Annotated in this window: 11 protein-coding genes; 6 read left to right on the forward strand and 5 right to left on the reverse strand. The window is 58.5% G+C overall.

The window, feature by feature from the left end; all coding sequences use genetic code 11:
• The first annotated feature begins 27 nt into the window (after window positions 1-27).
• The 3 genes from hmeg3_RS21105 (at window position 28) to hmeg3_RS21115 (ending at window position 2,496) form a co-directional block, all read left to right on the forward strand.
• The gene (locus tag hmeg3_RS21105) at window positions 28-675 is read left to right on the forward strand and encodes a protein-L-isoaspartate O-methyltransferase (protein WP_094565490.1); all 648 of its coding nucleotides are present in this window, start codon (window positions 28-30) and stop codon (window positions 673-675) included.
• A 9-nt stretch (window positions 676-684) separates the two neighbouring features.
• Window positions 685-1,008 (forward strand): rhodanese-like domain-containing protein, encoded by a 324-nt coding sequence (locus tag hmeg3_RS21110; RefSeq protein WP_094565491.1) that lies wholly within the window; start codon window positions 685-687, stop codon window positions 1,006-1,008.
• A 153-nt stretch (window positions 1,009-1,161) separates the two neighbouring features.
• Window positions 1,162-2,496 carry a TolC family outer membrane protein gene (locus tag hmeg3_RS21115; RefSeq protein WP_232511762.1) on the forward strand — a complete coding sequence of 445 codons (1,335 nt, stop codon included), beginning with the start codon at window positions 1,162-1,164 and terminating at the stop codon, window positions 2,494-2,496.
• Window positions 2,497-2,547: 51 nt separating this feature from the next.
• On the opposite strand, the gene hmeg3_RS21120 is transcribed toward hmeg3_RS21115, so the two are convergent.
• Window positions 2,548-3,180 (reverse strand): TetR family transcriptional regulator, encoded by a 633-nt coding sequence (locus tag hmeg3_RS21120; RefSeq protein ID WP_094565492.1) that lies wholly within the window; start codon window positions 3,178-3,180, stop codon window positions 2,548-2,550.
• A gap of 454 nt (window positions 3,181-3,634) precedes the next feature.
• Between hmeg3_RS21120 and hmeg3_RS21125 the strand changes: the two genes are divergently transcribed.
• Genes hmeg3_RS21125 through hmeg3_RS21135 form a run of 3 tightly spaced genes read left to right on the forward strand, consistent with a single transcriptional unit; the run spans window position 3,635 to window position 9,481 of the window.
• Entirely contained in the window at window positions 3,635-4,870 is a 1,236-nt protein-coding gene (locus tag hmeg3_RS21125; protein WP_094565493.1) for an efflux RND transporter periplasmic adaptor subunit, read from the forward strand.
• An 11-nt stretch (window positions 4,871-4,881) separates the two neighbouring features.
• Window positions 4,882-8,028: an efflux RND transporter permease subunit gene (locus hmeg3_RS21130; protein WP_094565494.1), complete on the forward strand. Its 3,147-nt coding sequence runs from the start codon at window positions 4,882-4,884 to the stop codon at window positions 8,026-8,028.
• Entirely contained in the window at window positions 8,021-9,481 is a 1,461-nt protein-coding gene (locus hmeg3_RS21135; protein WP_094565495.1) for an efflux transporter outer membrane subunit, read from the forward strand. The genes hmeg3_RS21130 and hmeg3_RS21135 overlap by 8 nt, the downstream gene beginning before the upstream one ends.
• A gap of 93 nt (window positions 9,482-9,574) precedes the next feature.
• Here hmeg3_RS21135 and waaA read toward each other — a convergent pair whose 3' ends face one another.
• Genes waaA through hmeg3_RS21155 form a run of 4 tightly spaced genes read right to left on the reverse strand, consistent with a single transcriptional unit; the run spans window position 9,575 to window position 14,173 of the window.
• Window positions 9,575-10,846, reverse strand: coding sequence for a lipid IV(A) 3-deoxy-D-manno-octulosonic acid transferase (gene waaA, locus hmeg3_RS21140; protein ID WP_094565496.1), 1,272 nt, complete (start codon window positions 10,844-10,846; stop codon window positions 9,575-9,577).
• On the reverse strand, window positions 10,846-11,715 hold the full coding sequence (locus hmeg3_RS21145) for a Kdo hydroxylase family protein (RefSeq protein WP_094565497.1): 870 nt from the start codon (window positions 11,713-11,715) through the stop codon (window positions 10,846-10,848). Before hmeg3_RS21145 ends, waaA begins: the two co-directional genes overlap by 1 nt.
• Window positions 11,716-11,722: 7 nt before the next feature.
• Complete coding sequence (waaC, locus tag hmeg3_RS21150) at window positions 11,723-12,754, reverse strand: lipopolysaccharide heptosyltransferase I (RefSeq protein WP_094565498.1); 1,032 nt, start codon at window positions 12,752-12,754, stop codon at window positions 11,723-11,725.
• 45 nt (window positions 12,755-12,799) lie between these two features.
• On the reverse strand, window positions 12,800-14,173 hold the full coding sequence (locus tag hmeg3_RS21155) for a phosphomannomutase/phosphoglucomutase (protein WP_094565499.1): 1,374 nt from the start codon (window positions 14,171-14,173) through the stop codon (window positions 12,800-12,802).
• Window positions 14,174-14,301: the final 128 nt, after the last annotated feature.

Here is a 14,301-nt window from a genome sequence, read left to right on the forward strand (position 1 = left end):
TTTTACGTCGCTATTGAGCCTACTGCCATGAATATCGAACAAGCCCGTTTCAATATGATCGAACAGCAAATCCGCCCTTGGAATGTGCTGGCGCAAGATGTGCTGGACCTGCTGACCGTGGTCAAGCGCGAGGAATTTGTTCCTGCCGCTTATCGCAGTCTGGCGTTTTTCGATACCGAAATTCCTCTGCCGGGCGGCGAAAACATGCTGGCGCCAAAGGTCGAAGCTCGCATCCTGCAGGAAGCCAACGTCAAGAAACACGAACAAGTTCTGGAAATCGGCGCCGGCTCGGGTTACATGGCTGCGTTGCTGGCCTACAAGGCTCGCCACGTGACCACCGTTGAAATCGATCCCGACCTGAAGACATTGGCTGAAAAAAACCTGTCCGCTTACGGCGTAACCAACGTCAGCGTCGAACTGGGCAATGGTGCACAAGGCTGGCAAGGCGAATACGACGTGATCGTCATCTCCGGTGCGCTGCCTTTCCTGCCGGACGCTTTCCTGAAGCAGGTCAAGGTCGGCGGCCGCATCCTGGCTATCATCGGCGAAGCGCCTGTGATGTCGCTGCAAGTGATCACCCGCACATCGGATCAGGTCTACGATACGGTTACCGTGTTTGAACTGATGGCCAAGCCCCTGCATTCGGCCACCGAACATTCCCACTTCACTTTCTAGGAAATTTGTATGGAGCACATCACCGCACCGGAACTGGCCGCCTGGATCGCCGACCCGGATCGCCCGACGCCTTTGCTGCTGGATGTGCGCGAGCCTTGGGAATTCGAAACCTGCAACATCGAAGCAGCCAAGCTGATTCCGATGAACACGATTCCCAGCCGCTTTTCCGAACTGGAAGAAGAACAGCCCGTGGTGTGCATCTGCCACCACGGCGCACGCAGCATGCAAGTTGCCGCCTTTCTCGAACGCCAGGGTTTTTCCAAGGTGACCAATCTGACCGGCGGCATTCACGCCTGGGCTCAGCAAGTGGACACCACCATGCCGACCTATTGAGCGGGCACATGGCGGCGTCTCAACGTCGCCGGCGTGCCGAATGTGCTCAAGATATTCGAAGGCGGACGATTTTTTGATTTTCCCCGGAACTGCGAAGTGCCTGAATGGCCGAACCACGGCTATTTATCCTCTATCCCCGTGAAAATCCTGCGCATGCTCCCTACCCCTATCTTTGCCTCCTTGCGAATCCTGACTGCCGGCATCACGTCGGCAACACTGTTTGCGGTACTGACGACTCCCAGCCACGCCGCCGATCTGGTGCAGGTTTACCAGCAAGCGCTGGCGAATGATCCGGTGTACCAAAGCGCGCGTTACGCGCTGCGCGCCGGCGAAGAGAAAATCACGCAAGGCCGTGCAGCCATCCTCCCGACGATCGGCATCAACGGCAGCTATACGCGCTCCGGCGACACCATGCAAAATTCGGCCAACACGTACACGCTGCAATTGACGCAGCCGTTATTGCGCATGGCCAACTGGGAGACTTACCGTCAAGGGAAGTTGTCAGTTGCCGTCAGCGAAGCGCAATTTGCACAAGCGCAGCAAGATCTGATTCTGCGCGTCGGCCAGGCATATTTCGATGTCTTGAGCGCGCAGGATGCGCTGAGCTTCCTGCGGGCGCAAAAGATCGCGATCTCCGAACAACTGGCCTCGGCAAAACGCAACTTTGACGTCGGCACGGCAACCATCACCGACACCAATGAAGCGCAGGCACGCTACGATCTCGCCAATGCGCAGGAAATCGCGGCGCAGAATGATCTCGAAGTCGCGCTCAGCAAGCTGCAGCAAATCATCGGTCAGCCGCCGACCCCGCTGTCGGCGCTGCGCACCAACGTGCAATTGAGCATGCCGCAACCGGCGCTGATCGATCCCTGGATAAGCAGTGCGGAACAACAGAACTACAACGTTCTGGTGCAACAGGTTTCGCTGGAAATCGCCCAGAGCGAAATCAAGCGTAACCGAGCAGGTCACTACCCGACCGTCGACCTGACGGCCGGGCGCAATTACACCAATCAGAACAGTCAACTGACGCCTTACACCAATGGCCGTGGCTACGCCAACTCCATCGGTGTGCAGTGGAATATCCCGCTCTACTCGGGTTTCAGCGTGAGCAGCAAAGTCGACGAGTCGATTGCGCTGGCCGACAAGGCACGCTCAGACTTGGAAAATGCGCGCCGCACTGCCGTACTCAATGTGCGACAGGCCTATCTTGGCGTGAGCAATGGCTTGTCGCAGGTGAAGGCTTACGAAGCGGCCGAGGTGTCCAGCTTGTCGGCGTTGGAGTCGAATCGTCTCGGCTATCAGGTCGGCGTACGCATCAACATCGATGTGTTGAACGCGCAGCAGCAGCTGTTTTCTACGCGCCGCGATCTGGCCAAGGCACGTTACGACACGCTGATGAATGGGTTGAAACTGAAATCAGCCGCAGGCAGCCTGAAAGAAGAGGACCTGGCGCAAATCAATCAATTGCTTGGGCCGCCTGCGCCATGATGAGACTGGCGGGCAGCTTGTAACGAAGCTGCCCGTCCGCCGGATCGATGCTTAATTCCGCAGGGTCGGCGCCGTCTTGACCGCATGGATACAGGCGGTGAGCAAGTTCTCGGCCTCTTTTTCAAGATCGAAACTGTCGGGCGCAAAGAACCAGTCGGCGAGCAAACCGCTGAACATGGCATGCGTCATCAGGCAGGCGCGGCGGATGTTGAGATCGGGCGCAAGTTGGCCGCGCGCGATGGCGTTTTTGAGAATCTGCTCCATGCGCAACATACCCTGCATGTGGCATTCGCGCTGGCGCATGAGAATCGGATCGTTGTTGTCGACAAATTCGCATTTATTGAAGATGATGTCGAATACTTTGCGACAGCGCGGATCGGTGGCGGCTTGTTTGAGCACATACACCCCGCCCTTGATGAATTCACCGAGTGGATCGACCACGCGCTCATCGGCGTTGTCTTCCATCATTGCTTCCATCGGCAGGCGCACGCGATCGCACATGGCGTCGAACAGATCGCTTTTGTTTTTGAAGTGCCAGTAAATGGCGCCGCGCGTCACATCAGCCGCTTTGGCGACATCGGCCAGCGAGGTATGCGAAACGCCGCGTTCGTAAAATACCTGCTCTGCAGCATCGAGGATGCGCGAACGGGTTTCGAGGGCTTCTTCTTTGGTCGAGCGCGCCATATCAGGCGACCGGACAAATAGTTGGTGTCATTACAATCTCCGTGCACCGTCGTTGTGCAATAAAGACAAACTATCGTAATTTCCTTTGACAAGGAGCCTGTTTCACGAAAGTCTGCATGTTTCCGCATTGTTTTATACGTATTGCGAAAGATTGCGATACATTCGCACAATACATACATACAAGAATGTATGTATAATAGCACCGGATTTCAATAGCCGCTGTTGGTTTTACCCTACCCGCTGTCTTTTCTGCACTGCAACAATTTTTGCGTTATCTTCTTGTTTCTGTCGTTCTGTCATTTTCTTTCTGCTTTATCCGCTGCACCCCGTATTACCAGCTGTATCACCGGCTTATTGCCAGTTGTATTGCCAATTGCATTAATCCTATTCGTGACCGTATTCGAATCACCCGCTGCTGTAGCAGCTTCAACTTTACTTACCGTGCGAGATATTTATGAGCTCAGTTAGTCGTTTCACGCGCCTTACCCTGACCGTTGCCGTGATGGCCGCCTTTGCAGGCTGTGGTCAAAAACCGAATGCCCAACCCGGAGCAGGCATGCCGCCTGGTGAAGTTTCCGTGGTCACCATCGCGCCTGAACAAATTACCATCAGCAATGAGCTGCCTGGCCGTCTGGAAGCGACCCGTATCGCGGAAGTGCGTGCCCGTGTCGCAGGTATTATTCTCAAGCGCACCTTCCGTGAAGGCAGCGAAGTCAAGGCTGGCGAAGTGCTCTATCGCATCGATCCGGCAACGTTCAAAGCCAACTACGACAGCGCACAAGCCACATTGGCAAAGAGCCAGGCCTCGCTGACACAAGCGTCGCTGAAGGCGCAACGCTACAAGCCGCTGGTCGAAGTCAACGCCGTCAGCAAGCAGGAATATGACGACGCCGTCGCCGCACAGAAACAAGCGGAAGCGGACGTCGCCGCCGGCAAGGCTGCCGTGCAGACCGCCGCGCTGAGCCTGGGCTACGCCACTGTGACGTCGCCAATCTCGGGCCGCATCGGCCGCGCGCTGGTGACTGAAGGCGCATTGGTCGGCCAGGGCGACGCCACCCAACTGGCCGTCGTGCAGCAACTCGATCCGATCTACGTCAACCTGACGCAGTCGAGCACCGATTTGCTCAAGCTGCAGCAAGCCATGTCCGCCGGCCAACTGAAGACCGTCGGCAAGGACAAGGCCAAGGTGACACTGGTAACCGAAGACGGCCGCACTTACCCGCAATCGGGCAAGCTGCTGTTCTCTGACGTCAGCGTCGATGCGACAACCGGCGCCGTGACCATCCGTGCGGAGTTCCCGAATCCCAACCGTACCTTGCTGCCGGGCATGTATGTGCGCGCCAAGCTGGAACAGGCAATCGATGAGCAAGCCATCATCGTGCCGCAACAGGCCGTCATGCGCGACCTGAACGGTTCGACCGTATTTGTGGTTGGCGAAGACAACAAGGTTGCTGTGCGTCCGGTCAAGACCGGTGCGGCACAGGGCAACAACTGGGTTGTTACCGAAGGCCTGAAAACCGGTGACCGCGTGATCGTCGAAGGTGTCCAGAAGACCAAGCCGGGCGCACCGGTGAAGCCGGTCCCATGGAAGGGTCCTGTCGGCGATGCATCGGCATCCGCAGCAGCACCGGCCGCAGGTGCTGCCGCTCCGGCGCCAGCCAAGCAGGACGCCGCAACCAAAGCTAACTAAGAGGCTGTCAGATGGGAAAGTTCTTTATTGATCGCCCCGTTTTTGCGTGGGTGTTAGCAATCTTCATCATACTGGCGGGCGCGCTGGCCATTACCGGCCTGCCCGTCTCCCAGTATCCGAGCATTGCGCCGCCGACCATCGTGGTCACGGCGACGTATCCGGGCGCGACCGCGCAAACCCTCGACGATTCGGTGACCAGCCTGATCGAACAGGAAATGAACGGCGCCGACGGCTTGCAATACATGGAGTCGCAAAGCCAGGCCAACGGCCAGGTGCAAATCACGGTGACCTTCTCGCCGGAAACCAACGCCGATCTGGCTGCGGTGGACGTGCAGAACCGTCTGAAGCGCGTGGAAGCACGTCTGCCGGCGGCTGTGACGCAACAAGGTGTGCAAGTCACCAAGTCGCGCAGCAACTTCCTGCTGTTTATCGGCTTGTCGTCGACCGACGGCAAACTTGATCCGGTGGCGCTGGGCGACTATCTGTCGCGTAACGTCCTCAATGAAGTCAAACGCGTTCCTGGTGTTGGTCAGGCGCAGTTGTTCGGTACCGAACGCGCGATGCGCATCTGGATCGATCCGAACAAACTGATCGGTCTGAACCTGACACCGGCCGACGTCACTGCAGCCATCACCGCACAAAATGCGCTGGTCGCCGGCGGTACGCTGGGCGCGTTGCCAAGCCCGACATCACAGCAAATTTCTGCAACTGTGGTGGTGAACGGCCAGCTGACCAGCCCGGAACAGTTCGGCAACATCGTCCTGCGTGCCAATGCCGACGGTTCGTCGGTACGCATGCGTGACGTCGCCCGTATCGAAGTCGGCGGACAGTCGTATGACACCTCCGGCCGCCTCGACGGCAAGCCAAGCTCGTTCATCGGTGTGCAGTTGTCGCCGACCGCGAACGCGCTGGGCACAGCAACCGCCGTGCACAAGAAGATGGAAGAGCTGGCCAAGTATTTCCCGGCCGGTGTGAAGTACACCATCCCTTACGACACCTCCAAGTTCGTCAAGATCTCGATCGAAGAAGTGGTCAAGACCCTGATCGAAGCGATCGTGCTGGTGTTCCTGGTGATGTTCCTGTTCCTGCAAAACATCCGCTACACCATCATTCCGACCATCGTCGTGCCGGTGGCGCTGATGGGCACCTTCGCAACGCTGCTGGTGTTCGGTTTCTCCATCAACGTGCTGACCATGTTTGGTATGGTGCTGGCGATCGGTATTCTGGTCGATGATGCGATCGTGGTGGTGGAAAACGTTGAACGCATCATGAGCGAAGAGGGTCTTTCGCCCAAGGAAGCAACCCGCAAGGCGATGGGCCAGATCACCGGCGCGCTGATCGGTATCACACTGGTGCTGATTGCGGTGTTCATCCCGATGGCATTCTTCGGTGGTGCGGTTGGCGCGATTTATCGCCAGTTCTCGCTGTCGATGGTGGCGTCGATGGTGTTCTCGGTATTGATGGCGTTCACGCTGACACCAGCATTGTGCGCAACCATTCTGCTGCCGGTTGAAAAGGGCCATCATCACGAAAAAGGCGGCTTCTTCGGTTGGTTCAATCGCCGTTTCAACAAGACTGCTTCCGGTTATCAGGGCTTCATCGGCAAGATGCTGACCAAGACCGGCCGTTACATGATCGTGTATGCCGTCATCCTCGGCTGCGTGGGCTTGCTGTATGTACGCCTGCCGGCTTCGTTCCTGCCGAACGAAGATCAGGGCTACATCATCACCAACGTGCAGTTGCCGCCAGGCGCCAGCACCGGACGGACGCTGGAAGTGATCAAGACCATCGAAAACTATTACCTCAAGCAACCTGCGGTCGAACACGTTGTGGCGATTGCCGGTTTCAGCTTCTCGGGTAACGGTCAGAATGCAGGTCTGGTGTTCACACCGCTGAAGGACTGGAGCGAACGCGACAAGACGCAATCGGCTGACGCCGTTGCAGGCCGTGCTTTCGGTGCCTTCTCGCAGATCAAGGATGCGATCGTGTTCCCGCTGAACCCGCCGCCTATTCCTGAACTGGGTAACGCCACCGGCTTCACCTTCCGTCTGCAGGACCGTGCCGGTCTGGGACACGCTGCGCTGGTACAGGCACGTAATCAGATCCTCGGTATGGCTTCGCAAAGCAAGGTGTTGGCAGGCGTCCGCCCTGAAGGTCTGGAAGATGCGCCACAGCTGCAACTGGACATCGACCGCGACAAGGCAAACGCATTGGGCGTGCCGTTCTCGACCATCAACAGCGTGCTGTCGACGGCATTGGGTTCGTCCTACGTCAATGACTTCCCGAATCAGGGTCGTCAACAACGCGTGATCGTCCAGGCCGACGCTAAGCGTCGTCTGCAACCGGAAGATCTGGCCGGCCTGTATGCCCGCAATAGCGGTGGAACCATGGTGCCGTTCTCGGCCTTCACGACCTCGAAGTGGATCAACGGCCCTGTGCAGCTGATTCGCTACAACGGCTATCCGGCAATGAAGATCGCCGGCGGTGCAGCACCTGGCCGCAGTACCGGTGAAGCGATGTCGGAAATGGAAGGCTTCGTCGCCAAGCTGCCTCCTGGCTTCGGTTTCGAATGGACCGGCCAGTCGCTGGAAGAAAAGACCTCCGGTTCGCAAGCGCCTGCACTGTATGCGCTGTCGCTGGTCGCCGTGTTCCTGGTGCTGGCTGCGCTGTACGAAAGCACCTCGATCCCGCTGGCCGTGATGCTGGTGGTGCCGCTGGGTATTCTCGGCGCACTGCTGGGCGTAACGATCCGCGGCATGCCTAACGACGTGTACTTCAAGGTCGGGATGATTGCGGTGGTGGGTCTGTCGGCGAAGAACGCGATTCTGATCATCGAGTTCGCCAAAGACTTGCAAGCGCAAGGCATGGGCCTGATCGAAGCGACGCTGGAAGCGGTTCACTTGCGCTTCCGTCCGATCATTATGACCTCGCTGGCGTTCATCCTCGGCGTGCTGCCACTGGTTATCGCCAGCGGTGCAGGTTCCGCCAGCCAACGCGCCATCGGTACCGGCGTGATGGGCGGGATGATCACGGCGACCGTGCTGGCCGTGTTCCTGGTCCCGATCTTCTTCGTCGTCGTGCGCAAGATCTTCAAAGGCAGCCAAGCCAAGCCGGACGCTGCCCATCACAATATCGATGTGGAGGATAAGAATGTTTAAGTTTTCACCCCTGCGCTCGACAGGCAAACTGACTCACCTCAGCGCAGCATTGCTGGTGGTCGGTGTTCTGTCCGGCTGCACGCTGGCGCCGACCTACCAGCGCCCGCAAGCGCCGGTCGAAGGCACCTACCCGGCCGACGCCAAGGGCCAGGCCGCGTACGACGCGGCCACCCTCGGCTGGCGCCAGTTCTTCCCTGACCAGCGCCTGCAAGCGCTGATCGCGGCGGCACTGGAAAACAACCGCGACCTGCGCACAGCCGCTCTGAACATCGAGGAAGCACGCGCGCAGTACCAGATCACCCGTGCCGACTTGCTGCCGACGCTCAACGCCACCGGCAGTGAATCCCGCACCCGCTTGTCGGCCAGCCAGTCGACCACCGGTGCACCGCTGATCACCAAGAGCTATCAGGTCGGCCTCGCTATTCCGGCCTACGAACTGGACTTCTTCGGCCGCGTGCGCAGTCTGAAGGATGCGGCGCTGTCGACGTATCTGTCGACTGAAGAAGCCAAGCAATCGGTGCAAATCAGCCTGGTGTCGCAAGTGGCGCAGGCTTACCTGACCGAACGATCCTATGCCGAGCAACTGAAGCTGGCACAGCAGACGCTGGAAAGCCGTCAGTCCAACCTTGGCCTGGCGCAGAAACGTTTCGATGTTGGCGCCTCGTCGGCACTCGACCTGCGCCTGTCCGACACGCTGGCGCAATCGGCCCGCACGTCGGTGGCGACGCTGCTGCGCCAACGTGCTCAGGCTGAAAACGCCCTGACGCTGCTGGTCGGCACCAACGTCAAGGATCTGCCGGCCGGCCAGGACCTGTCGCTGCAAAACATCGTCACCGACATCCCTGCCGGCGTGCCGTCGGACCTGCTGTCCCGCCGTCCGGACATCCGCTCGGCCGAGCAGAAGCTGTTGGCCGCCAACGCCAACATCGGTGCTGCGCGCGCAGCGTTCTTTCCGAAGATCAGCCTGACCGGCTCCTTCGGCAGCGCCAGCAGTTCCCTGGGCGGTTTGTTTGAATCCGGTTCGGGCGCCTGGTCGTACGGCCCGCAACTGAGCCTGCCGATCTTCGACTTCGGTCGTAACAGCGCCAACCTGGATCTGGCTGAAGTACGCAAGAACCAGGCGATCGTGACCTACGAGAAGACCATTCAAACGGCCTTCCGCGAAGTCGCCGACGCACTGGTGGCGCGTGGCACGCTAGACGAACAGATCGAAGCGCAGGAAGCCTTTCTGAAAGCACAACAGGAACGTCTGAACCTGACCGACCTGCGCTACAAGAACGGCATCGCCTCTTCGCTGGATCAGTTGGACGCGCAACGGGACTTGTTCTCTGCACAGCAATCCTTGATTCAGGCGCGTCAGTTGCGGTTGAATAATGCGATTGATCTGTATCGTGCGTTGGGTGGAGGGTTGAATGAGACGACGGTGGCGGCTGCACCGGCTGCCGGCAAATAACTCAGTTTGACGGTCGTAAAAAAAGCGGGCTTCGGCCCGCTTTTTTATTTCTTCAACAATTTCATCTGATCGCAGAGAACATCACGGCATCCCTTACATCAGCAGAGGCTTTATCAATGCAACGGTACGCAGCGTCGCCCCCTGATGCTGACGTGCAAATGCTTGCGCATTGGCGGCCATTTCATGCCGGCGATCCGTCGTGTCGAACAAGTCCAGCGCCGCTTTCAGCATGATCGAGGCATCCGTTACACGCAACGCGGCATCAATCTTGATGGCATCTTCGGTGACTGTCTGAAAATTGAAAGTGTGCGGCCCGATCAACACCGGTTTGCCCAGCGAGCAAGCTTCAATCAGGTTTTGCCCTCCAAGCGGAAGCAAACTGCCACCGATGAAAGCCAGATCGCAAGCAGCGTAGTAGGCGAACATCTCGCCCATCGAGTCCCCCAATACGATCTGCACTTCATTGGCAAGCAGTGTGTCCTGCATGGCCGAACGCCGTTCCATGGCAAAGCCCCGCTCGCGAATCATTTCCTCAACCGCATCAAAGCGCTGCGGATGGCGCGGTACGATCACAGTGAGAAATTTGTCGAATCCCTCTTTGACAAGCGCATCCAGAATCAGTCGCTCTTCATTCTCACGCGTACTGGCGCACAACAATACCGGGCGCGCTCCAAAAATAGAACGCCATTGCCGACCCAACGCAATCATTTCCGCCGGCGCCTCGACGTCAAACTTGATGCTGCCCGTCACGTGCACGTTACGCGCACCAAACAAACGCAGTCGCTCCGCATCCGCTTCGGACTGTGCCGCCACGCAATCGATGCCGGCGGCGGCTTCCAGCAAAATGGAGCCGAACCGCTGCCCGCGCCGCAACGAGCGCTCCGACAGACGCGCGTTAGCCAGCACCACCGGTACACCATAGCGACGGCACTGACGCACCATGTTCGGCCAGACTTCGGTTTCCATCAGGATGCTGATCTTCGGCTTGAAGTACCGCAGGAAGCGCGCGCACATCCAACCTGTGTCATACGGGAAAAAACTCTGCACCACGCGCTCGCCGTGGTGTGCAAACAGTTGCTGGCCAGTCGCACGCCCGGTGGCCGTCATGTGCGTGAGCAGAATCGTATGCTCGGGATACGTGGACAGCAACGCATCAATCAACGGTTGCGCGGCGCGCGTCTCGCCGACGGAAACGGCATGCACCCACAGCAGTGGCGGCAAGGTGCGTTGGCTGAACTGACCATAGAATCCGAGACGCTCGCCGATATGCTGCCGATAGCCCGGCTCCTTGCGTCCGCGGCGCCACAGGCGCAGCAGTACGAACGGCAGGCCCACCCACCACAGCGCAGAGTAGATCAGGCGCATCAGACGAGCTGACGTCCGGTCAGCTTGCTCAGGATCGCCAGCGGGCTGGACGACGGATCGTACTGTTTGTCCGCAGGCAGGTGCAGCGTCTGCTCCAGCATGTACTGGCCCGACATGACGGCGTGCGATGCCTGATCCGAGAAACACACCCACACGGAACCGGCGGCAAACGGCATGGTGACCTGACCGGCGCTTTCCTGATAGGCCATGTCGCCTTTCATGCCGTCATGCAGCTGCAGCATCAGGTGGTCGTATTCGCTGCGGTAAGACTTGGTGATGTGAAGCGCCTTCATCGCGGCAGCCTGCCAGGGAACATAAGGCTTGGCGCGTGGAAGGAATTTCTGCGCCACGGTTTCAAACGGTTCACCGACACGCCAGACACGCGGGACGCCATCCGGATTGACGTTGCTGAACACACGCAGAATACGCTCACCATAGTTCGGGCGTGACGGAAAGGCGTCAACATGCAAACGGCGGTCATCTGCACGCCAGGATTGCGCGCGCGTCTCGACCTGAGTCGGCCGGTAGCTGGTCGGCGCCAGGCGCAACACGCCTTTATATTTGGGCAACAGCGAATAGACCAGTGTCTGCGCCTGTTCACGGAAACGTCCGATCATCAGCGCCAGCGCCAGTTGAGTGGCTGTGTCGCCGAGCGCGCCTTTCAAATGGCCGCTGGCGTCGAGGCTGATGTTGCGGCTCTTGGGGTTGCGGATGTCAGGCCGGAGCAGAGATTTTTCTTCCGGCAGCAGTTCAAACGGCAGGTGCGGAAAATACAGTACCTTGCCGGCTTCCAGGCCAGCGATCCAGTCTTGGTTTGGTGCGTCGACTTGCCAGTTGGCGACGTCGATTTCTATGATTTGCGATTCCATCTCGATATTATGCCTCGTTGTTTTGTGCACGGCTGTCCAGCGGGACGGCGTCTGCCTCCGCCTTCGAGGCAGACAATACCTGATTGATGGCTTGCACGACTTGCGCTACATCAGGAGGAGCACCGGTATCGCCGAGATTGACGATACGCGGCGACCAGTTGCCTTCAGTCTTCCAGCGCGGCGAGTCGCAGTACAGTTCGACGGTAGGACGGCAATATGCGGCGGCGATATGCGTCAGTCCGGTGTCGAGACCGACCACCAAGGCGGCATGTTGCACCACTGCAACTGCATCCATGAGCGCGAGCGCCGGCAGCACGGTCGCCTGCGGCATCTGTCGCGCCAACTCTTCAGCAGCCAGTTTTTCCCTGGCACTGCCCCAAGGCAACAAGACCGGTAATGACAACGCGCGGGCGACGGCAACCCAATTCTCAACAGGCCATTGTTTGGCGGCGCGCGCCGTTCCGTGGAAAAACACTGCATAAGGATGCGTCGGCAGCCATGCGGGCGCAGTCTGCAATGCAGGTGCCTGTAGCGCAAAATCAGCCGCGGTATCAGGCTGATACCCAAGCGCCCCGGCAGCGACCGCGCGTGCACGCATGACCGCATGCGTATGCAAACCGACTTTTATGCTTTGCGTATGAAAAAATCTGGAGATCGGCTCGTAGCCCGATCCTTCTGTCGCATTGGCCAATCCGACGCGTTTTCCGCCGGGAGCAAGGCGCGCCATACGCATGACGACGCTGGTTTTCAGCAATCCCTGGGTATCAAAAACGATGTCGTATGCCTCATGTCGCAACTGGCGATAGAAAGCGGCTATTTCTGCGCGCGTGGCAGCATTGCCGAGACTTTTGCGCCAGCGCCGCAAGGCGATCGGAATGATATTGCGGACATACGGATTAAGCCGGACAAGGCTGGTGTAGCCCTCCTCCACCACCCAGTCGATGTTGGCATCCGGATAATGGCGCCGGATATCGGCCACCATCGGCATGTTGTGGACCACGTCGCCTAAGGACGAAACGCGGACGATCAGGATGTTCAAGGCTAGCCCACTATTCTTTGTCTGTGGGCCAGCATCTTACCTCTTTCAAAACGGCAAGGCTACATCCGGCCGGGCGGCCAGGATCACACGTTTGAACTCGTTCTGGATCCGCGCCAGCGCTTGCGGTGTTTCCGCCTCGAAGCGCAACACCACTACCGGCGTGGTATTAGATGAGCGCATCAGGCCGAAGCCATCCGCATATTCGATGCGCAAACCGTCGATCGTGATGATCTGCTCGGCATCGGGAAACTTTGCATCCTTTTGCAATTGATCGATGAGGACAAAATTCTCACCCTCCTTCAATTTCAATTGCAGCTCCGGCGTGCTGGTCGATTGCGGCAGAGCATTGAGCACGGCCGATGGATCGGATTCGCGGCTCATGAGCTCCAGCAAGCGCGCACCAGCGTACAAGCCATCGTCGAAGCCGTACCAGCGATCCTTGAAGAACACGTGACCGCTCATTTCGCCACCCAGAGGCGCGCCGGTTTCGCGCATCTTGGCCTTGACCAGCGAATGCCCGGTTTTCCACATCAGCGGCTGACCGCCGCGCGCGCTGATCCATGGCGCCAGATGACGCGTACATTTGACGTCGTACAGGATTTCGCGGCCGGGATGACGTGTGAGCACGTCAGCGGCGAACAGCATGAGCTGACGATCCGGATAGATGATCTGACCATCTTTGGTGACCACACCCAGGCGATCGCCATCACCATCGAACGCCAGTCCCAGCTCATTGTCGGTCTGCTGCAAGCAGCGAATCAGATCTTGCAGGTTCTCAGGATGCGCCGGATCGGGATGATGATTGGGAAAGGTGCCGTCGACTTCGCAGAACAATTCCGTCACCTCACAACCAAGTGCACGGTAAAGATCACCGGCGAAGGCACCGGCTACGCCGTTACCGCAGTCGACCGCAATCTTCATCGGGCGCGCCAGTTTGACGTCGCCGACGATGCGGTCAATGTATTCCTTGCGGATGTCGTAGGTGCGGTAAGCGCCAGCACCGGCCTTGAATTCGTTTTTGAGAATGGTCTGATACAGAGCCTGGATCGTGTCGCCGTAAATCGCCTCGCCGGCCAGCACCATCTTGAAACCGTTGTAATCGGGCGGATTGTGGCTGCCGGTGACCATGACGCCGGACTGCGTGCCCAGGATGTGTGTACCGAAATACACCATAGGCGTCGCAACCACGCCAAGGTCGATGACGTCGATGCCGACGGATTGCAGGCCGGCGGCCAGTGCAGCTGCCAGCTCAGGACCGGACAGGCGGCCGTCACGACCAATGACTACCGAATTCTGGCCCTTGGCCAACGCGGCGGAGCCGAAGGCCTGGCCGATTTGTCTGGCGACCTCGGCATTGAGGGTCTGGCCGATGATGCCGCGGATGTCGTAGGCTTTGAAGATGGAGGGGGACAAGGTCATGTTGTTTTACGTTGAAAATACTAATTAGAGAGCTTCGCACAAATCATCACAACAAGTAAAATCTGCTTTTCGCAAATATTTGAACAATACTCGGCGCCGCTTATTAAAAAACATCAGAAAATAGTAAT

The sequence above is a fragment of the Herbaspirillum sp. meg3 genome (assembly GCF_002257565.1).
In the GTDB taxonomy this organism is placed as follows: domain Bacteria; phylum Pseudomonadota; class Gammaproteobacteria; order Burkholderiales; family Burkholderiaceae_D; genus Herbaspirillum.